A 16,660-nucleotide genomic window follows, 5' to 3' on the forward strand; every position below is an offset into this window, starting at 1 on the left:
ACCAAATCGGTGGCATTCGTCCGGTGCGCCCACCCCCGCCGCCGCAAGACTTACGGCGCGACGGCGGCGGGACGGGCGCTCGTCCTGCGGGCCCGAAGCGGTGGATCAGAGGCGGTGGATCGGAGGCGGCGGCTACGGCTACGGCAGGCGCAGCACCAGCTTGCCGGTGTTCTCGCCGCGGAACAGCATCCGGAACGTGGCCGGGAAGTCGTCGAGGGTGCCGTCCACCACGTGCTCCTTGACCTTGATCCGGCCGTCGGCGATCCACCCGGCGATCTCGCGGGACGCCTCGGCGTAGCGGCGGGCGTAGTCGAACACCACGAAGCCCTCCATCCGGGCCCGACGCACCAGCAGCGACAGGTAGTTGGACGGGCCCTGGACGGCGGTTTCGTTGTTGTACTGGCTGATCGCCCCGCAGACCACCACCCGGGCGCGCATGGCGAGCCGGGTCAGTGCGGCGTCCAGGATCTCGCCGCCGACGTTGTCGAAGTAGACGTCGATGCCGTCCGGCACGTGCGTGCGCAGGGCCTTGCGGACGTCCTCGGTGCGGTAGTCGATGGCCGCGTCGAAGCCCAGCTCGTCGGTCAGCAGCGCGCACTTCTCGGGGCCGCCCGCGATCCCGACCACCCGGCAGCCCTTCACCTTGGCGATCTGGCCGACCATCGTGCCGACGGCCCCGGCGGCGCCGGAGACGACGACGGTCTCGCCCTCCTTGAGCGCCCCGACCTCCAGCAGCCCGAAGTACGCCGTCATCCCGGGCATCCCGAGCGCGCCCAGGTACGTCGACAGCGGCGCGAGCGACGGATCGACCCGCAGCGCGCCCTTCCCGTCCGAGACGACGTACTCCTGCACCCCGAACGTGCCGACCACGTGGTCGCCGACCTTGAACTCGGGGTGCGCCGACTCGACGACCTCGACAACGGACCCGGCCCGCATGACCTCCCCGATGCCCACCGGCGGCAGATACGACGGCCGATCGTCCAGCCACCCCCGCATCGCAGGATCCAGGGAGACGACCCGCGTCCGCCCCACGAACTGCCCCGCCCCGGCCACCCCACGCGGCTCCGCACCGTGCTCCCAGTCCTCGTCCCGCACCTCCCCGACCGGCCGACGGGCAAGACGGATCTGACGGTTCACTCCGGACATGGTCGTCTCCTGGGGGTGGAACGGGGGCAATGACTGCCCGCCGATTCTAAGCAAGCGCTTAGTCATCTGACCAGGGGGCGCCGGACCGGCTGGAGAATGACGCAGAGTCGGGCCTCGTGCACCGGTAGTCTTGCCCCGAGGTGGCCCCATCGAGTGTGCCGCCGCCGGACAGGAGAGCAGCGGAGTGAGCACAGCGCACGCCGGCCCGGGTGACTACAGCCGTGTACCCAACCCGGAGCAGGCCCTCAAGTACGCGATTCAGCACATCGCGGGTCCCCGCGTTGAGATCATCGAGGGAGTTATCACCCCCGTGTCGCCGTCCTGGGCGCATGAGAGCGCCATCGACCTCATCCGCGAGCAGATCGGCCCGCGCATGCGCGAACTCGGCCTGCGCGCGGGCTCCGGGAATCTCGACCTGCCGGGCACGGCGAACTTTTACCAGCCCGACCTGGCGGTCGTGCCGGCCGAACTGGCCAAGACCGAAGGCGCGTTGCTGCCCGACCAGACGCTCCTGGTGGTCGAGGTCACATCACCCTCGAACGGCGACACCGACCGCACCACGAAGCGGCGCCGATACTCCCAATTCGGAGCCCCGGTCTACCTTTTGGTGGACCGTCAAGAACGCACCTGCACCCTCTTCTCGCAGCCCGGCGAGCTGGGCTACACGCTGGTCGAGGGCCCGCACCCCTTCGGCGTCCCGGTCCGCCTGCCCGCGCCGTTCGATCTCGACCTCGCCACCGGGGAGTTCTGAGCCGATCGGAGCACCGGATGCCCGGCGCCGAGCTCGCCGAGGCCCGACGCCACGCGATTCCCGGGCATGAAGCGGGCCCCCGCTCGCGGAGCGGGGGCCCGCACGCCGGGGACGTCAGCAGCTGCGCAGCTCCGGGCTCTGGTTGCGGATCTGGTTCCGCAGCGACGTGAACTCGCGGTAGGCGTCGCCCTGTTCGGCGCCGGGTCGGAACGCGCCGACCCGGTGGCAGTTGACGAACGCGAGCGTCACGCCGAAGTGCCGCTCCAGGCTGCCGCGGATCGCGTTGCTGGCGAGGGCGCGCAGCAGCTGGGCGCGCTCCTCGTCGGTGGGGGTGGTGTTGTCGTTGACGAACTCGCCCTCGGTGGCCGCGAGTTCGGTGCTGAGACCGGCGACCACCTGGTAGGCGTAGGGGAGCGAGGTGCGGACGGTGTCGATGAAGTCGGCCTCGTTGACCTCGCCGTGCTCGGCCTGGGCGAGGAGGGCGGGGGAGACGTCGAGCGACATGGAGGTCCCCTTTCGCGGGGTTCGCGGGTTGCTTGGGACGGACAGGGTGCTGCGGCTGCTGAGGTTGCTGTGACTGCTGCGATTATCGAAGATGAAAACCATTACAACATGGACTGTCCTCGACGCCCCGACGTCCTGTCAAGTGCCCTCCCCCGAAGGGCTGACGGGCAGCTCAATCCGGCGCACCTTGATGACGAAGACCGCGATCACGACGGCCAGCGCCGCGAACACCAGTCCCAGGGCGAACGCGCTGGCGATGCCGTGCACCAGCACCTCGGACGAGTAAGGCGCCGGGAGCTTGCCGCTCGCCCTGAACTGGGCGGCCTGCTGTGGCGTCGCCTGCTGGAGGAACTTCCCGACCTGCTGCCGGGCCTCGTTGCGGCTGGCCGTTCCGTACACCGTCACCAGGATCGAGAGGCCCAGCGAACCGCCCACCTGCTGCATGGTGTTGAGCATGCCGGTGGCCGCGCCGGTCTCGTGCGGGGCGACCCGGGAGACGGCGGTCAGCGTCACCGGTACGAAGATCGAGCCCATCCCGAAGCCGAACAGCAGGGTCGGCCCGAGGATGCCGCTGAGGTAGGTGGTGTGGAGGTCGATCCGGGTCGCCCAGAACACCCCGCCGGTCACGAGCAGCGAGCCCGTGACCAGGAACGGCTTCGGCCCGAACCGCACCTGGTTGCGGGCGGCGATCTGGGCGGCGGTGACGATCGCCACGCTGATCGGCAGGAACGCGAAGCCGGCCCGCAGCGGGCTGAACCCGAGGATGTTCTGCACGAACAGGGTGATGAAGAAGAAGATGCTGAACATCGCGGCGGCCACGCAGAGCATCAGCCCGTAGGCGCCGGAGCGGTTGCGGTTGCGGAGCAGGTGCAGCGGCGTGATCGGCTGCTGGACGCGCCGCTCGTTCAGCAGGAAGGCCGCCAGCAGGACCACCGCCGCGCTGAACGCCGTCAGGGTCACCGAGTTCGTCCAGCCGTGCTCGGAGGCCCGGATGAACCCGAACACCAGCGAGACCATGCCCGCCGTCGCGGTGAACGCGCCGGTGAGGTCGAAGCGCCCCGGGTGCTTCTCGGACTCGTTGATGTACAGCGGCGCCAGCAGGGCGATCGCAATGCCGATCGGCACATTGACGAAGAGCACCCACCGCCAGGACAGCCAGGAGGTGAGCATGCCGCCGAGCAGCACTCCCACCGCGCCGCCCGCACCGGCGACGGCCGAGTAGACACCGAACGCGCGGTTGCGCTCCGGGCCCTCCTTGAAGTTGGTGGCGATCAGCGCGAGGGCGGTCGGGGAGGCGATGGCGCCGCCCAGGCCCTGGAGGGACCGGGCCGCCAGGAGCCAGGCGGAGGACTGCGCGACTCCGCCGAGGAGGGAGGCGAGGCTGAAGATCAGGACGCCGACGATGAAGACGCGCCGCCGGCCGAGGATGTCGCCCGTCCGTCCGCCGAGCAGCAGCAGTCCGCCGAAGGTGAGGGTGTAGGCGTTGATGACCCAGGACAGGTCGGTGGTGGAGAACTTCAGCGCCTGCTGGATGTGCGGCAGGGCGATGTTCACGATCGTGATGTCGAGAACCACCATGAGCTGGGTGGCCGCGATGACGGTGAGGGCAATCCCTGGGTGCTGGCCGCGTCGCGCGGGCGCGGGAGGAGCCGGGGCCAGGGCGCGCGAGGTGGCCATGGCAGGTCCCCCAATGACTTGGGAGCGAGCGACTGTGAGTGAACGATCTCGTTCACTCACACCGACGGTAGCCCCGGAGTATAGGGAACACAACCGTTCACTACCGACAACCGGCTGTTCCCGGACGGTGACGGACCGGAAGCTGGTCCTTCGTCCGCGGCGTTCACCGGTCATCCCCGTCTCCGACTGGATCACTGCCTGACCACACCCTGACGGACCGTTTCACACCTCCAGCTCGGCCTCGATCCGGCGGGCCTGGTGGCGGGCCATCGCCAGATTGGCTCGCGCGCGGTCCAGGACGAGGTAGAGGAACAGGCCGCTGCCCCCGGGGCGGGTCAGCGGCCTGATCAGGTGGTACTGGTGGGTGAGCGTGGTCAGGGTGTCCTCGATCCGATCGCCGTGCAGGCCGAGCGCGTCGAGGGTGCGGCTCGCGGCGCGGAACATGTCGGTGGTGCCGGCTGCGGCGAGCTCCAGGTCCTGGGCGGAGCCGAGCGACCCCAGGGCCATTCCGCTGCCGGCGTCGACGACGGCAGCACCGAGCGCGCCGTCGATGGTCATCGCGTCCTTGAGGGCACTGTCGACGTTCGCCATCTGCTTCTCCTCGCCAGGTCGTTGGCTTCGAAGGTTACGGATGAGGGCGGCTTCGGTCGGCGCGATGACCACCATTGATCGCTACCGCCCCGAACCGATCGGTTGGCAACCTGCAATGATCGCAACTTGAAGAATTCTTCAAGTTAATAGATGATGCTGCCTTGTATCCGGCAGGAGTGTGGCCGCGGGTGGCAGCGCCCGTGGGGAGGAGGGGCGGATGAGCGACGTGTTCGACCAGGAGCTTCGCGAGCAGCTCGCCGAGGCCCGCCGGCAGCGGGCAGAGGCGCGAGTCGCCGGTGACGAGGACGGCGCGCAGGCGTACGCCGGACGCATCACGCAGCTCCTGCGGATCGCCGCCCACCACGGCATCGCGGTCGAGCGCACCGCGGAGGAAGAGGAAGAAGGCTGAGCATGGCCGTTCCGCTGTACCAGGCCAAGGCGGAGTTCTTCCGCACGCTCGGCCACCCGGCCCGCATCCGCGTGCTGGAACTGCTCCAGGACGGGCCGCGCCCGGTGCGCGAGCTGCTCGCCGCGATCGAGATCGAGCCGTCCAGCCTCTCCCAGCAGCTCGCCGTGCTGCGCCGCAGCAATCTCGTGACGGCCACCCGTGAGGGCAACACCGTGGTGTACGCGCTGAGCACGCCGGATGTCGCCGACCTGCTGCGCGCCGCGCGCCGCATCCTCACGGAGATGATCACGGACCAGGAGACGTTGCTCGCCGAGTTGCGCGACGTGCAGGACGTTCAGGAGAAGACCGCGTGAGCACCACGCAGACCACCCTCATAGGCCGGGCCTCCGCACGCGCCCGGGCCGTGCTGCCGAACCGCGCGATCCTCACCTCCATGGGGCGTTCGCCGCGCAAGGATCTGCCGGCGGGCCTGACAGTGGCGATCGTCGCGCTGCCGCTCGCGCTGGGCTTCGGCGTCGCCTCCGGAGCGGGCGCGGAGGCGGGGCTGGCCACCGCCGTGGTCGCCGGCGCGCTGGCCGCGCTATTCGGCGGCTCGAACCTGCAGGTCAGCGGCCCGACCGGAGCCATGACGGTGGTACTGGTGCCGATCGTGCACCAGTACGGTACCTCCGGCGTACTCACCGTCGGCCTGATCGCCGGCGGGCTGCTGATCGCGCTCGCCCTCGGCGGGGCCGGGCGCTTCATGGCGTACGTGCCCGCCCCGGTGGTGGAGGGGTTCACCCTCGGCATCGCCGGGGTGATCGGGCTCCAGCAGGTACCCGCTGCGCTCGGGGTGAAGCCCGGCGGGGCGGAGAACGTCGTGGTGGCGGCCGGGCAGGCGGGCGCCGGCTTCGCCCGCCACCCGCACCCGGCCGCGCTCGCGCTGGCGCTCGGCGTCGCCGCGGTGATGCCGGCCGGCGCCCGCCGGCGCCCGGGCATTCCGTTCTCGCTGCTCGCCGTCGCCGCCGCGACTCTGGTGGCCGGGCTCGCGGACCTGGACGTGGCGACCATCGGCCATCTCCCGGCCGGACTTCCCCTGCCGTCCCTGGGCTTTCTCGACCTCGGCGCCGTGCCGCACCTGCTCACCGCCGCCCTCGCTGTCGCGGCCCTGGCGGCCCTGGAGTCGCTGATGTCGGCGACCGCCGCCGACGCGATGAGCGTCTCCGAACGCCACGACAGCGACCGGGAGTTGTTCGGCCAGGGGGTGGCCAACCTGGTCGCCCCGCTGTTCGGCGGTGTCGCCGCCACCGGCGCGATCGCCCGCACCGCCGTCAACGTCCGCTCCGGCGCCGCCTCCCGCCTCGCCGCCCTCGTCCACGCCGCCGTGCTCGCGGTGACCCGGAAGGACGCCCTTGCGCTTCGAGATCACCCCCTACGACGACCACGGCACACCCACGCCCCCCGACGTCGTCGACCTGCCCACCTTGCGCGAACGCCTCGCTGAGGCCGCCGTCACGGGCCGGCGCCTGCACATCCGCCCCAGGCCCCGCCATGACCGCCCCACCACCCGACACCAGGAGCACCGGCCATGAGCAACGCCACCGCCGAGGAGAAGAGCAGGCGCAAGGCCATGCTCATCCGGGCCGGCATCTACATCCTCGGCACCCACCTGTTCGCCGGCTTCGTCATCCTGCTCTTCGCCCTCGGCAACCGCCGCTGAACCCCGCCGCCGGGCGACGGGCCGCGTCCGACGCCCGTCGTCTGGATCGGGGTTTGCGGTCGCGGTCGATGTGGGCTGGTTCAGTTCGGGATGGCGGCGTCGATCAGAGCGGCGGCTGCGGTGCGGGCTGCTGTTTCGGCGCTGGGGTCGCGGTCCAGCCAGGCGCTGACTCCGGCGCCGTCGTAGAGGATCACCAGTTGGTGGGCGAGTGACTTCGCGTCCTTGGCGCCTGCCTGTTGGGCGAGGTCGAAGAAGAGCTCGTGCAGCCAGGTGCGGTAGTCCTGCGCGGCCTGTTCGACGACACCGCCGGGTGGGGCGTCGGCGCTCGCGCTGATGAACGCGCAGCCACGGAACCCCGGCTCGGTGAACGACAGGCCCTGTACCTCGAATGTGCCGACCAGGCGCTCTTTCGGGGTGTCGTATCGGGTTTCGAGTTCACGCGTCATGCGTTCGGCGGTGGCGGCGTGGCGTGCCTGGAGGTAGGCGCGGACCAGGCCGTCCTTGCTGCCGAATGCGCTGTACAGCGTTGCTTTCGCGACTCCGGCGTGCTCGATGACTCGGTCGATCCCGACCGATTGGACACCTTCGGCGTAGAAGAGTTCGTTGGCGGCGGCCAGCAGCCGTGCCCGCGCTGCCGCGCTGCGTTCCCGGGGCGAGAGCACCTTCTTCGACATGCCCGAACACTAGCAGACAGGTCTGTCTGTCTTCAATTGGTCGCCGGTGACCGTTGACACATCCAGACAGGTCTGTCTAGGTTGGAGATGTTACCAGACAGACCGGTCTGGATAATAATTCCGGAAGGTGCATCCCATGTCGATGGAGCGCGAAGACAACCTCGACCTGCATCCCATTACTGCCCTGGTCACGGGTGCCACGTCCGGCATCGGCCGGGCGGTCGCCAAGCGGCTGGCCGCCGACGGAATGTCCGTCGTCGTGACCGGACGCAACGCCCGGCGCGGCGCCGGGACCGTCAGCGAGATCACCGCGGCCGGTGGCCGGGCCCGATTCGTCGAAGCGGATCTTGAGGACCCGGCCGGCATCAACCGGCTCGCCTCGGAGGTCGGCGAGATCGACGTTCTGGTCAACAACGCCGGGCATGCCGTCTGGGCGCCGACCGAGGAGATGAAGGTCTCCGAATACGACGCGATGTTCGCCGGCAACGTCCGCGCGGCGTTCTTCCTCGTGGCGGCGTTCGCCCCGGCGATGGCGGCGAAGGGGTCGGGCAGCGTGATCAACATTGGCAGCATGGCCGGCAGCCTCGGCCTGGCCACCGGCGCCGCGTACGGCGCGACCAAGGCCGCGCTGGCCTCCCTGACGCAAGCCTGGACGGCCGAGTACAGCGGCCACGGCGTCCGCTTCAACACCGTCGCCCCCGGCCCGGTCTACACCCGGCCTGAGGCCCGCGACCTGTTCGACGCGCTCGCCGAGACCACCGCGATGAAGCGCGCGGCCGAGCCCGCCGAGATCGCCGAGGTCGTCGCCTTCCTCGCGTCGCCGAAGGCCGGCTACGTCACCGGCGCGACCGTCGCCGTCGACGGCGGCCGCACCGCCATCTGAACCTGCCTACCCTTAGGAGGACGACGCTCATGAGCAACACCGTGTACGGCCTGAGCGTCGACGCCGCCGACGCCGGGAAGCTCGCTCACTTCTGGGCCGAGGCACTCGGGCGGGACGTCGCCCCGGGCGCGAGCCCCGAATTCGCAACACTCGACCCGGACAGGGCCACCTGGCGGCTGAACTTCCACCAGGTCCCCGAGCCGAAGTCGGTGAAGAACCGGCTGCACCTCGACCTCATCAGCCCCACCTTCGAGGCCGAGTCCCAGCGGCTGGTCGCGCTCGGCGCGTCCAGGATCCGCGACGTCACCCAGGGCTCCGCCCGCTGGACGACGTTCGCCGACCCCGAAGGCAACGAGTTCGACCTTATCGCCGGATGAGAACGGAACCGGGCAGTGCCCGAAGCGGGCGAAACGCCCTCGGGGATCGACCACCAGAATTCACACGACTCACGCATGAAAGGTCACAGCCATGAACAGGCTGGACGGCAAGGTCGCCCTCGTGACTGGCGGCAGCAGCGGTATCGGATTCGCGATCGCGCAGAGGTTCGTGGGGGAAGGCGCTTACGTGTTCATCACCGGGCGGCGCCGGCCCGAACTGGACAAGGCACAAGACGAGATCGGCAGGAACGTCACGGCCGTCCAGGGTGACGTCACCGTCTCCGCCGATCTCGACCGTCTCTTCCAGACCATCGCGAAGGAGAAGGGGAAGATCGACGTCGTCGTCGCCAACTCGGGTCTGGTCGATCCACAGGAGTTCGGCCGGATCACCGAAGAGGGCTTCGACCGCACCTTCAATCTCAACGCCCGTGGCACCCTCTTCACGGCCCAGAAAGCGCTGCCTTTGATGAACGACGGCGGATCGATCATCCTCGTCGGATCGATCGCCGCCTACACCGGCCTCGACGGGTACACGACCTACAGCGCCACCAAAGCCGCCGTGCGCTCCTACGCCCGAACCTGGACCAAAGAGCTGGGGGACCGCGGCATCCGGGTCAACACCCTCAGCCCCGGCCCGATCGACACCCCGATCATGGACAGCCAAGCAGACTCCAAGGAAGGCGCGGACGCCATCAGGGCAGCCTTCGCCTCGGTCATCCCCCTCGGACGCATGGGACGCCCCGAGGAAATCGCCGCCGCCGCCCTCTTCCTCGCATCCGACGAGAGCAGCTTCTGTGCGGGCATGGACCTGAGCGTCGACGGCGGCATGGCTCAAGTCTGAGGCGGGAGTCTGTCGAACCGGGGAACTCGCCGAATGAGCGATCTCTTGAACACAGACCCCTGGCGGCTCGACGGCCGCTGACACCAGCAACCGAGGCAGTAGCGAGCCCACCAGGACTGGGCGGCCTCACCGCGTCGGTCGGCGGTTCACGGCCCTGGCCGGGGGTGGTCAGCGCAGTACTGGAGTGCACCGCGACTTCCTCCGGTTGCACCTCGTGGCCCTGCTCGCAGGCCAGCCGCAGGGCGACCGGTGCATCGCATCCGGCGTGGCGGAGGACCAGCGGTGGCCCGTCCGGACGAGACAGGTGCCGGTCACCCCACTGTATGAGCGCCAGGAGGGCCGACTGGAGGTCGGCCGTCACGCTCCCGTCGCCGGAGTTGATCAGGCATACGTGATCGCCGCCATCCTCGAGAAGCCGGAGCCGCACGATCGCCAGACCTATCCTCTGCACGGCCCGGTCGAGATGGACCACTACGGGATCGCCAAGGCGGTTTCGCGAGCACTCGGGATCCCCGTCACGTATGAACCCATCAGGGTCGAGGAGTTCGCGGACGGGTTGGCTTCCCTGGGGACGTCATCCCACCTGCTCCAGCACCTGAGCAATGTCGCCGGCGACTACCACAACGGCGTCTTCCAGGGCACGAACCGCATCGAGGTCATCGGCAACCGCTTTCCCATGACCGTAGAGGAGTTCGTCATCGACCGGAGGCACGTCTTCGATCGATGACGGTTCGAACTTCGTGCCCGCGAAATCGGCATCGGACAGTTCATGACGACGTATCACAACAGCTGATCCACTACTGAAGATCACTTTGACGGTACCTCCTAGGCGGCACCGGTGCGGCTGTGCAGGTCGGTGCGCGCGCTGTCGAGGATTTCGTCGGCAAGGGCGGGGTCGGCGTCGGCGACGGCGCGTGACAGAAGCAGGGCGCCGGCCATCTCGCTGAACAGTGCGATGGCCCGCGCTCTCCGCTCGCCTTCATCGAGTCCGGGTGCTTGGATGATCTGTGCGAAGCGGTCGAGGTTCGCCGCCAGGCCCTTCGCGTAGCGAGCGCGGGCGGCCGGGTCCAGTCGGCGGGCGTCGCCGGCGAAGCCTGTGTTCGGGCAGCCGTGCTCGATGTCGGCGCGGTGTTCGGGCGACAGATACCAGTCGATTTGTTCTGTGAGCGGGTCGCTGCCGCGAGCCCGGGATGCCGTGATGGCTTCGTCGAGGTTGCCGAAGCCGTCCGCCATGGCCTTGGCGACGACCGCGGCGACGAGCGCGTCCTTCGAGGCGAAGTGGTTGTAGAAGCCGCCGCGCGTCAATCCGGCCGCGGCCATCAGCTCAACGAGGCCGACGGCGTCGACGCCGCGCTCACGGAACAGGCCGTCCGCGGCGGCGACTATCGTTTCTCGGTTCTCCGCTGCCTTCTGCTTCGAGACACCCACTGTCTTCCCCCAAACCCAGCTCTTGGAAGGACTGTAGCGAGCCGGGCCCAAAATCTCAATGTTGGTCGTCATTGACATCTCGCCATCATGGGCGTAGAACAATGTTGAGCGACATTGTGATGTGGGGCGACGGGGACGCATCGGTTACCCAGTGGAGGCCGACATGACTACGCCCGAACAGAAGCAAGACACTGGCGCTGAAGGCATTCGACACGCTGTTCAACAAGCGCACCCACGCCGCCGCCGGAGACTTCTGGTCCGAGTGCTACATCCAGCACAGCGCGCACATCACACCAGGGCGCGCGGGCCTGCTCGACCTGATCCGCCCCCTGCCCGACACGCTGCGCTACGAGCACCAGCTCGTACTCGCCGAAGGCGACCGCGTCATGCTCTACGGCCGTTTCGCCGGCAATCCGGCCGTTTCCTTGGGAACTCCTGGCCGCCAAATAGCCGCCGACAGGCTGGAGTTTACGGGTTCCAGGACTTGGCGTGGAATCTCGGATTGGTGATCTAATTCACCATTGGGCGTGGGTGCATCGGCTCCAGCTGAACTCTCCGAAACTGAGATGTGCGGCATCCGGGATGAACCTGAGCCCTCCGATCAACTGTATGTACCACTATCGGGAGTAGTGACTATGGGCAAGTTGCAGGGAAAAGTAGCGGTCATCACCGGCGGCACCGCGGGGATCGGGCTGGCCACAGCAAAGCTCTTCGTCGAAGAGGGCGCCCACGTCTTCATCACGGGCCGCCGCCAGAAACAACTCGATGATGCAGTGAAGGAAATCGGAGGCACCGTATCCGGCGTTCAGGGTGACGTCGCCGAACTGGCCGACCTGGATCGCCTCTACGAGATCGTCAAGGCGAAGGGGCGAATCGATATCGTCTTTGCCAATGCCGGTCTAGGTGAGTTCGCTTCACTGGAAGATGCCACGGAAGCGCATTTCGACAAGATTTTCAACATCAACGTGAAGGGGGCGTTCTTCACGGTACAAAAGGCGCTACCGCTATTGAACGACGGAGCGTCCATCATTCTCGCGGGCTCCGTTGCGAGCGTCAAGGGGACCCCAGCGTTCTCGGTCTACGGCGCGAGCAAGGCCGCCATCCGAAATTTCGTTCGAGGATGGACCGTGGAACTGAAGGATCGCCGTATCCGCTCCAACGTCCTCAGCCCTGGCCCGATCGAAACGCCACTTATTGCGATGCAACCTCAAGACGCCATCGCGAAGATTACGTCCACTATTCCGATGGGCCGCATGGGGCAGCCTGACGAAGTTGCCAAGGCGGCGCTTTTTCTGGCGTCAGATGACTCCACCTTCGTCACGGGAATCGAACTGTTCGTTGATGGCGGCAGAGCGCAAATCTGATACCGCAACGGCGGCGTCGTGCCGACTGCTCCCTTCTCCTCTCAGAGAGGTGAATCCCATGACTTTTCTCGTTACCGCTGCGACCGGCAGGACTAGTTCGGGCGTCGTGCGGCACCTCCGGGCCGCTGGCGAAGACGTCCGCGTTCTCGTCCGTAACCGCGAGAAGGCCCAGTCGGCCTTCTCAGACCTCGACGGCATCGAGATCGTCGACGGTGCCTTCGACGACGGTGCCGTTCTCGCCAAGGCTTTCAACGGAGTTGACCTCACCTTCCTCACCATCGGCGGCAACCCTGACCAGGTGCGTCTGGAGAAGGCAATCATCGACGCCGCGGCCAAGGCGGACCGTCCGCACGTGGTCAAGCTGTCGAGCATCGCCACCAGCCACGACTCGGCCTTGCTCCCGGGACGGCAGCACGCCGAGATCGAGGACCACCTCGCCGCTTCGGGACTCTCCCACACGCTGCTGCGCCCGGTCAGCTTCACCAACAACCTTCTCTACGCGGCCGAATCGGTGGCGGCCAACAACAGCTGGGCCGGCGCGGCGCCCACCGGCCGGGTGGCCTACATCGACGTCCGCGACGTCTCCGAGGCGGCCGCCCTGGTGATCCGCGACCCCACGCTGCACGGCAGGACGCACGACTGGTCGGGCCCCGACGCGTACACCTTCCCCGAGGCGGCGGCGCTACTGAGCAAGATCCTCGGCCGCGAGATCCGCTACGTCCCGGTGTCGGCGGACGCGCGTCGCTCGGCACTACGCGGCGCCGGGCTCGCGGAGTGGTACACGGAGCTGTTCGTCAGCCTGGACACCGCCGCTGAAGCCGGCGCGCTCCAAGCGGTCACCACCAACTTGAAGGAACTGCTCGGCCGCGAGCCGCGGACCGTCGAGGAGTTCCTCACCGAGAACGCCTCCCAATTCACAATGTAGCGTCGTGAGGTCCAGTGCCCGATATTCAACCGAACATGGCCGCTGACGAGGGGCGCGTAGGAGAAGGAGGCCGCACACCCGAGCCGACCGCGGCGATCATCGACGCCCAGTCGCTGCGGGGCGCGGAGACCGTCGGCGCCGAGCAGCGCGGATACAACGGCGGCAAGAAGGTGAACGAGACCAAGCGGCACATCGCCGTGGGCGTGCTCGGCCTGCTGCTGGCCGTCAGGGTCACCGCGGCCCGCGTCGACACGCGGCTGAACGGGGCTCGCCGCACTTGCGATAGGAGTCCACAACCGCCGCGTCCTGCATGCAACTGCCGGACCGCGCCCACGCCACGCACCAGATACCGAAAGACCGGACGTCCAAGGAGGCTGTCATGCCCTTTATCAACATGACCGTGCGAGAAGGCGCACTCACCACCGAGCAGCGCCACGAGACCATGGCCCGCCTGACAGACGCACTCATGTTCTGGGAAAAGGTGCCCGAGACGCCTGCGGCTCGCAAGATCATGAAGGGCTGGGTCTACGAGGTCGCTGCCGACGCCGACTACAGCGGCGGCAGCCCGGATCACGAGAAGCCGTTCTACTTCATCGAGGTGCGCATCCTGAGCGGACGCCTCGACGTTCTGGGCAAGCAGGGCATCATCCGCGACTTCACCGAGATCATTATGCGAATCGAGAACAGCGAGCGCACTCCCGAGAACCTTCGTCGAGTCTGGGTGACGATCAACGAACTCGACCGCGACGACTGGGGCATCGGCGGCCACACCGACTGGCTACGCGACTACACCAGCGCTCTGGAAGGGATCGGCTGAACCGGAGCATTGGGACGGAACAGTTCTGGTTCCCGTGCTGCGGCAGCGGGGAAGCTCCGCACACCGGATAGAAGGGCAAACGCTGACCCGCTCCCAGCACGAGCTGCCGAGCGCGGCTGGGCCGTCCTGCTGGAGGAAGCCGGGGCAGGCACCGCCTCGGTGGGCCGCCCCGGTCCGCGACCGCGCCGGGAAGGTCGTCGGAGCCGTGGGCGTCAGGCCGGTGGGGGTCGGGCGCCCTTGGCGATCGCTTGAACTGCGCAATTGCTAAAATCGAACCAGGTAGAGGTCCGCTTTCGAGCGCTGATGGAGACGGTGACGACGTGAGCGCCGAAGTCCCCAACCCGCCTCCGGTGGTCAGCGCGCCGCTGTACCAGCTGAAGGCCGAGTTCTTCAAGACGCTCGGCCACCCGGTGCGGATCCGGGTCCTGGAGCTGCTGAGCCAGCGCGAGCACGCCGTCGCCGAGATGCTCCCCGAGGTCGGCGTGGAGGCCGCCCACCTGTCCCAGCAGCTCGCCGTGCTGCGCCGCGCCCGGCTCGTCTCCTCCCGCCGCGAGGGCTCCACGGTCTACTACCGCCTCACCACCCCCGAGGTCGCCGAGCTGCTCACGGTCGCCCGGGTCATTCTCAGCGACGTCATCACCGGCCAGGCCGAACTGCTGGACGATCTGCGGACGGCTACCTGAGGCCACCCGGGCCCGGTGCGGGCGGTGCCGATAGCCTGCCGGGCGTGATCATCGAGATTCGCACCTACCGTCTGCACCCCGGCACCCGGGAGGAGTTCGTCCGCGTCATGCGCGAGGAGTCCGTGCCGCTGCTGCGCGCACACGGCATCGACGTCGTGGACTGCGGCCCCTCCCTGGTCGACGAGGACGGCCATGAAGAGGCCTACCTGATCCGGGCGTTCGCCTCCCTCGCGCACCACCGCGAGCGGGAGGACGCGTTCTACGGCAGCGATGCCTGGCGCCTGGGGCCGCGCGAGGCCATCGTCTCGCGCATCGCGAGCTGCCACAGCATCGTCGTCCCTGCCTCCGAAGCGGCGATCAGGGCGCTGCGGCGCTGAGCCCGGGCCGCCCTCCCGTTCCCCCCGAAGGGCTGAACAGGCCACCCCGCGCGTCCCGGCGCCGGCAGGCTCCGCTGTGGAACTGCGGCGGACAGATCAGGTTTTGGGCCCCCGAGGAACGGTGAACTCGGTCAGTACGCCGGCGCCTTCGCTCGCCCGGGCCCACGGCACGCCGAGGGTGAGCACAGCCATCGCGGAGGTCGGGAACTTTGCGGCGGCTCGCTCGCGGGCGTCGCCGACCGTCTCCCCGGCGAGGACCAAGGTGAGCTCCTGCACACCCGGAAGGTGGCCGACCATCAGCAGCGTCCGCACCCGTTCCGGCACTTCGCGCAGCACGCGCAGCAGGTCTGCTCCGCTCGCGTCGTACAGCTGCTCGTCGTACCCGGTTTCAGGTGCAGCGCCCAGCTCCTGGGCGACCAGTTCCCAGGTCTGCCTGGTCCGGCGGGCCGGAGAGCAGAGGACGGCGTCCGGCAACAGCCCTGCCTCGCGCAGCCGGCGGCCGGCCGCCGGGGCGTCGCGCAGTCCCCGCGCGGCGAGTGGCCGGTCGCGGTCCGGCACGCCGTCCGGCCAGGTGGACTTGGCATGGCGCAGCACGATCAGCCGCCGGGATTCGTCCATGGTCACGCTCCCCAGTGTGACGGTGCGCGGCGCGACGGTCACCTGGCCGTTACTCCGGTCTAACCCGCGGTGTCGGCGGTTGGATCGGGGCGATGATCAAGCAGGTCCTGGCCGGGCGGCACTCACCAGCCGCGGACGCCGTCGGTCAACTCGCGTAGCAGGTCGGCGCGCCGCGGGCCTGGTCACCACCCACAGCACCGGCCGCAATGTCCACCACACCACCACGGATCTCGGCCGCCGCCTGCTGACGGCTGCTCCGGTCGACTCGTGATGCCTGTCGTCACCGCCGCCCCCGGGCACAACTCCAGGGGCGGCGGCGAGCGGGCATGCACCCTTCGCGACCAGCGGGGTCGGCAAGGAGAGGGGAGCGTCCGCAGCACCCGCACGGGCCACGTCCGCCCGGCACGGGGCGGCACACTCCCCGCACCGGGTACGGAACCGGTGGCGCCGCCGTACGGCACTCCGGTGAGATACGCACTCTTCCTCCTGGCCTTGCATGCAATTGACAATGTTAGCAACTGCTAAGGTCGTCACGCGATGGCCGCCCGGAAACGTGCTGTCGCAGGCATCCCCCGAACGGCTGACATGGGCCGTCACAGCTGTCCTCCCGGGCTTGGAAGTTGCAAATCTCTGCAAGTTGTCAAACGGCTCTGTCTGCGCGATTCGGACGCGCGGGGCCGCCTGCGAACGCTTCCGTACAGAGATGGGCGGGTCGGCGATGCGGTCGTTGCGAACGGCGAAGGCGCCTGCACGGGGTGGCCGGGCCATGGGGCCGCACAGGGGTGCGGACTGCTGGGGGCCGGTAGGCCCCGGGTAACCGGACCACCCTGGTACCACGTCAAGGCCGATGTCCTGGCGCCCGGCGAACAGACCCCGGCCCCCGGGCGCGCCGAGGC

Annotated in this window: 21 protein-coding genes and 1 pseudogene; 15 read left to right on the forward strand and 7 right to left on the reverse strand. The window is 68.6% G+C overall.

Annotated elements, in window-relative coordinates:
* Positions 1–138: 138 nt before the first annotated feature.
* Positions 139–1,146: an NADP-dependent oxidoreductase gene (locus KV557_RS06870; protein ID WP_218198828.1), complete on the reverse strand. Its 1,008-nt coding sequence runs from the start codon at positions 1,144–1,146 to the stop codon at positions 139–141.
* A 184-nt stretch (positions 1,147–1,330) separates the two neighbouring features.
* Between KV557_RS06870 and KV557_RS06875 the strand changes: the two genes are divergently transcribed.
* Positions 1,331–1,897: a Uma2 family endonuclease gene (locus tag KV557_RS06875; RefSeq protein WP_218198829.1), complete on the forward strand. Its 567-nt coding sequence runs from the start codon at positions 1,331–1,333 to the stop codon at positions 1,895–1,897.
* A 114-nt stretch (positions 1,898–2,011) separates the two neighbouring features.
* Here the strand turns inward: KV557_RS06875 and KV557_RS06880 are convergent, their stop codons facing one another.
* The 3 genes from KV557_RS06880 to KV557_RS06890 form a co-directional block, all read right to left on the reverse strand.
* Positions 2,012–2,401: an SCO5389 family protein gene (locus KV557_RS06880; RefSeq protein WP_218198830.1), complete on the reverse strand. Its 390-nt coding sequence runs from the start codon at positions 2,399–2,401 to the stop codon at positions 2,012–2,014.
* Between the two features lie 138 nt (positions 2,402–2,539).
* On the reverse strand, positions 2,540–4,078 hold the full coding sequence (locus KV557_RS06885) for an MFS transporter (RefSeq protein ID WP_218198831.1): 1,539 nt from the start codon (positions 4,076–4,078) through the stop codon (positions 2,540–2,542).
* A 222-nt stretch (positions 4,079–4,300) separates the two neighbouring features.
* A complete protein-coding gene (locus KV557_RS06890) occupies positions 4,301–4,669 on the reverse strand; it encodes a hypothetical protein (RefSeq protein ID WP_218198832.1) in 369 nt (122 codons plus the stop codon).
* 217 nt (positions 4,670–4,886) lie between these two features.
* On the opposite strand from KV557_RS06890, the gene KV557_RS06895 reads away from it, so the two are divergent.
* From KV557_RS06895 to KV557_RS42295, 4 genes and pseudogenes are all read left to right on the forward strand, one after another.
* Positions 4,887–5,078 (forward strand): hypothetical protein, encoded by a 192-nt coding sequence (locus KV557_RS06895; RefSeq protein WP_218198833.1) that lies wholly within the window; start codon positions 4,887–4,889, stop codon positions 5,076–5,078.
* Positions 5,079–5,080: 2 nt separating this feature from the next.
* Entirely contained in the window at positions 5,081–5,431 is a 351-nt protein-coding gene (locus KV557_RS06900; RefSeq protein WP_218198834.1) for an ArsR/SmtB family transcription factor, read from the forward strand.
* An 80-nt stretch (positions 5,432–5,511) separates the two neighbouring features.
* Positions 5,512–6,453: pseudogene (locus KV557_RS06905) on the forward strand (SulP family inorganic anion transporter); the annotation flags it as partial.
* Positions 6,454–6,645: 192 nt separating this feature from the next.
* Positions 6,646–6,777 carry a DUF6126 family protein gene (locus KV557_RS42295; RefSeq protein ID WP_256177017.1) on the forward strand — a complete coding sequence of 44 codons (132 nt, stop codon included), beginning with the start codon at positions 6,646–6,648 and terminating at the stop codon, positions 6,775–6,777.
* Between the two features lie 80 nt (positions 6,778–6,857).
* Here KV557_RS42295 and KV557_RS06910 read toward each other — a convergent pair whose 3' ends face one another.
* A complete protein-coding gene (locus KV557_RS06910; protein ID WP_218198835.1) occupies positions 6,858–7,451 on the reverse strand; it encodes a TetR/AcrR family transcriptional regulator in 594 nt (197 codons plus the stop codon).
* 136 nt (positions 7,452–7,587) lie between these two features.
* Between KV557_RS06910 and KV557_RS06915 the strand changes: the two genes are divergently transcribed.
* The 4 genes from KV557_RS06915 (at position 7,588) to KV557_RS06930 (ending at position 10,279) form a co-directional block, all read left to right on the forward strand.
* A complete protein-coding gene (locus KV557_RS06915) occupies positions 7,588–8,334 on the forward strand; it encodes an SDR family NAD(P)-dependent oxidoreductase (protein WP_256177018.1) in 747 nt (248 codons plus the stop codon).
* Between the two features lie 29 nt (positions 8,335–8,363).
* Positions 8,364–8,711, forward strand: a complete 348-nt coding sequence (locus tag KV557_RS06920; protein WP_218198836.1) for a VOC family protein — start codon at positions 8,364–8,366, stop codon at positions 8,709–8,711.
* A gap of 91 nt (positions 8,712–8,802) precedes the next feature.
* Positions 8,803–9,552, forward strand: a complete 750-nt coding sequence (locus tag KV557_RS06925; protein ID WP_218198837.1) for an SDR family NAD(P)-dependent oxidoreductase — start codon at positions 8,803–8,805, stop codon at positions 9,550–9,552.
* Between the two features lie 184 nt (positions 9,553–9,736).
* Complete coding sequence (locus KV557_RS06930; RefSeq protein WP_218198838.1) at positions 9,737–10,279, forward strand: hypothetical protein; 543 nt, start codon at positions 9,737–9,739, stop codon at positions 10,277–10,279.
* A 98-nt stretch (positions 10,280–10,377) separates the two neighbouring features.
* Here the strand turns inward: KV557_RS06930 and KV557_RS06935 are convergent, their stop codons facing one another.
* Entirely contained in the window at positions 10,378–11,058 is a 681-nt protein-coding gene (locus KV557_RS06935) for a TetR/AcrR family transcriptional regulator (RefSeq protein ID WP_256177019.1), read from the reverse strand.
* A 557-nt stretch (positions 11,059–11,615) separates the two neighbouring features.
* Here KV557_RS06935 and KV557_RS06940 point away from each other — a divergent pair.
* The 6 genes from KV557_RS06940 to KV557_RS06965 all read left to right on the forward strand — a co-directional run bounded on the left by KV557_RS06940 (position 11,616) and on the right by KV557_RS06965 (position 15,146).
* Positions 11,616–12,344, forward strand: a complete 729-nt coding sequence (locus KV557_RS06940) for a glucose 1-dehydrogenase (protein WP_218198839.1) — start codon at positions 11,616–11,618, stop codon at positions 12,342–12,344.
* A gap of 58 nt (positions 12,345–12,402) precedes the next feature.
* Positions 12,403–13,269, forward strand: coding sequence for an NmrA family NAD(P)-binding protein (locus KV557_RS06945; protein ID WP_218198840.1), 867 nt, complete (start codon positions 12,403–12,405; stop codon positions 13,267–13,269).
* A 35-nt stretch (positions 13,270–13,304) separates the two neighbouring features.
* Positions 13,305–13,667: a transposase gene (locus tag KV557_RS06950; RefSeq protein WP_218198841.1), complete on the forward strand. Its 363-nt coding sequence runs from the start codon at positions 13,305–13,307 to the stop codon at positions 13,665–13,667.
* Positions 13,649–14,086, forward strand: coding sequence for a tautomerase family protein (locus KV557_RS06955; RefSeq protein WP_218198842.1), 438 nt, complete (start codon positions 13,649–13,651; stop codon positions 14,084–14,086). The genes KV557_RS06950 and KV557_RS06955 overlap by 19 nt, the downstream gene beginning before the upstream one ends.
* Before the next feature lie 320 nt (positions 14,087–14,406).
* Positions 14,407–14,769, forward strand: coding sequence for an ArsR/SmtB family transcription factor (locus KV557_RS06960; protein WP_308129791.1), 363 nt, complete (start codon positions 14,407–14,409; stop codon positions 14,767–14,769).
* Positions 14,770–14,813: 44 nt separating this feature from the next.
* Positions 14,814–15,146: an NIPSNAP family protein gene (locus tag KV557_RS06965; RefSeq protein WP_218198843.1), complete on the forward strand. Its 333-nt coding sequence runs from the start codon at positions 14,814–14,816 to the stop codon at positions 15,144–15,146.
* 96 nt (positions 15,147–15,242) lie between these two features.
* Here the strand turns inward: KV557_RS06965 and KV557_RS06970 are convergent, their stop codons facing one another.
* On the reverse strand, positions 15,243–15,764 hold the full coding sequence (locus tag KV557_RS06970; RefSeq protein WP_218198890.1) for a SixA phosphatase family protein: 522 nt from the start codon (positions 15,762–15,764) through the stop codon (positions 15,243–15,245).
* Positions 15,765–16,660 lie beyond the last annotated feature (896 nt).

The sequence above is a fragment of the Kitasatospora aureofaciens genome (assembly GCF_019192735.1).
GTDB lineage: Bacteria > Actinomycetota > Actinomycetes > Streptomycetales > Streptomycetaceae > Kitasatospora > Kitasatospora aureofaciens_A.

Excerpts from the sequence above, each read along its gene's own strand:
- KV557_RS06870 (WP_218198828.1), bottom strand. The coding sequence starts at position 1,146 with ATGTCCGGAGTGAACCGTCAGATCCGTCTTGCCCGTCGGCCGGTCGGG.
- KV557_RS06880 (WP_218198830.1), bottom strand. The coding sequence starts at position 2,401 with ATGTCGCTCGACGTCTCCCCCGCCCTCCTCGCCCAGGCCGAGCACGGC.
- KV557_RS06885 (WP_218198831.1), bottom strand. The coding sequence starts at position 4,078 with ATGGCCACCTCGCGCGCCCTGGCCCCGGCTCCTCCCGCGCCCGCGCGA.
- KV557_RS06890 (WP_218198832.1), bottom strand. The coding sequence starts at position 4,669 with ATGGCGAACGTCGACAGTGCCCTCAAGGACGCGATGACCATCGACGGC.
- KV557_RS06895 (WP_218198833.1), top strand. The coding sequence starts at position 4,887 with ATGAGCGACGTGTTCGACCAGGAGCTTCGCGAGCAGCTCGCCGAGGCC.
- KV557_RS06900 (WP_218198834.1), top strand. The coding sequence starts at position 5,081 with ATGGCCGTTCCGCTGTACCAGGCCAAGGCGGAGTTCTTCCGCACGCTC.
- KV557_RS42295 (WP_256177017.1), top strand. The coding sequence starts at position 6,646 with ATGAGCAACGCCACCGCCGAGGAGAAGAGCAGGCGCAAGGCCATGCTC.
- KV557_RS06910 (WP_218198835.1), bottom strand. The coding sequence starts at position 7,451 with ATGTCGAAGAAGGTGCTCTCGCCCCGGGAACGCAGCGCGGCAGCGCGG.
- KV557_RS06915 (WP_256177018.1), top strand. The coding sequence starts at position 7,588 with ATGTCGATGGAGCGCGAAGACAACCTCGACCTGCATCCCATTACTGCC.
- KV557_RS06920 (WP_218198836.1), top strand. The coding sequence starts at position 8,364 with ATGAGCAACACCGTGTACGGCCTGAGCGTCGACGCCGCCGACGCCGGG.
- KV557_RS06925 (WP_218198837.1), top strand. The coding sequence starts at position 8,803 with ATGAACAGGCTGGACGGCAAGGTCGCCCTCGTGACTGGCGGCAGCAGC.
- KV557_RS06935 (WP_256177019.1), bottom strand. The coding sequence starts at position 11,058 with ATGTCAATGACGACCAACATTGAGATTTTGGGCCCGGCTCGCTACAGT.
- KV557_RS06940 (WP_218198839.1), top strand. The coding sequence starts at position 11,616 with ATGGGCAAGTTGCAGGGAAAAGTAGCGGTCATCACCGGCGGCACCGCG.
- KV557_RS06945 (WP_218198840.1), top strand. The coding sequence starts at position 12,403 with ATGACTTTTCTCGTTACCGCTGCGACCGGCAGGACTAGTTCGGGCGTC.
- KV557_RS06950 (WP_218198841.1), top strand. The coding sequence starts at position 13,305 with ATGGCCGCTGACGAGGGGCGCGTAGGAGAAGGAGGCCGCACACCCGAG.
- KV557_RS06955 (WP_218198842.1), top strand. The coding sequence starts at position 13,649 with ATGCCCTTTATCAACATGACCGTGCGAGAAGGCGCACTCACCACCGAG.
- KV557_RS06970 (WP_218198890.1), bottom strand. The coding sequence starts at position 15,764 with ATGGACGAATCCCGGCGGCTGATCGTGCTGCGCCATGCCAAGTCCACC.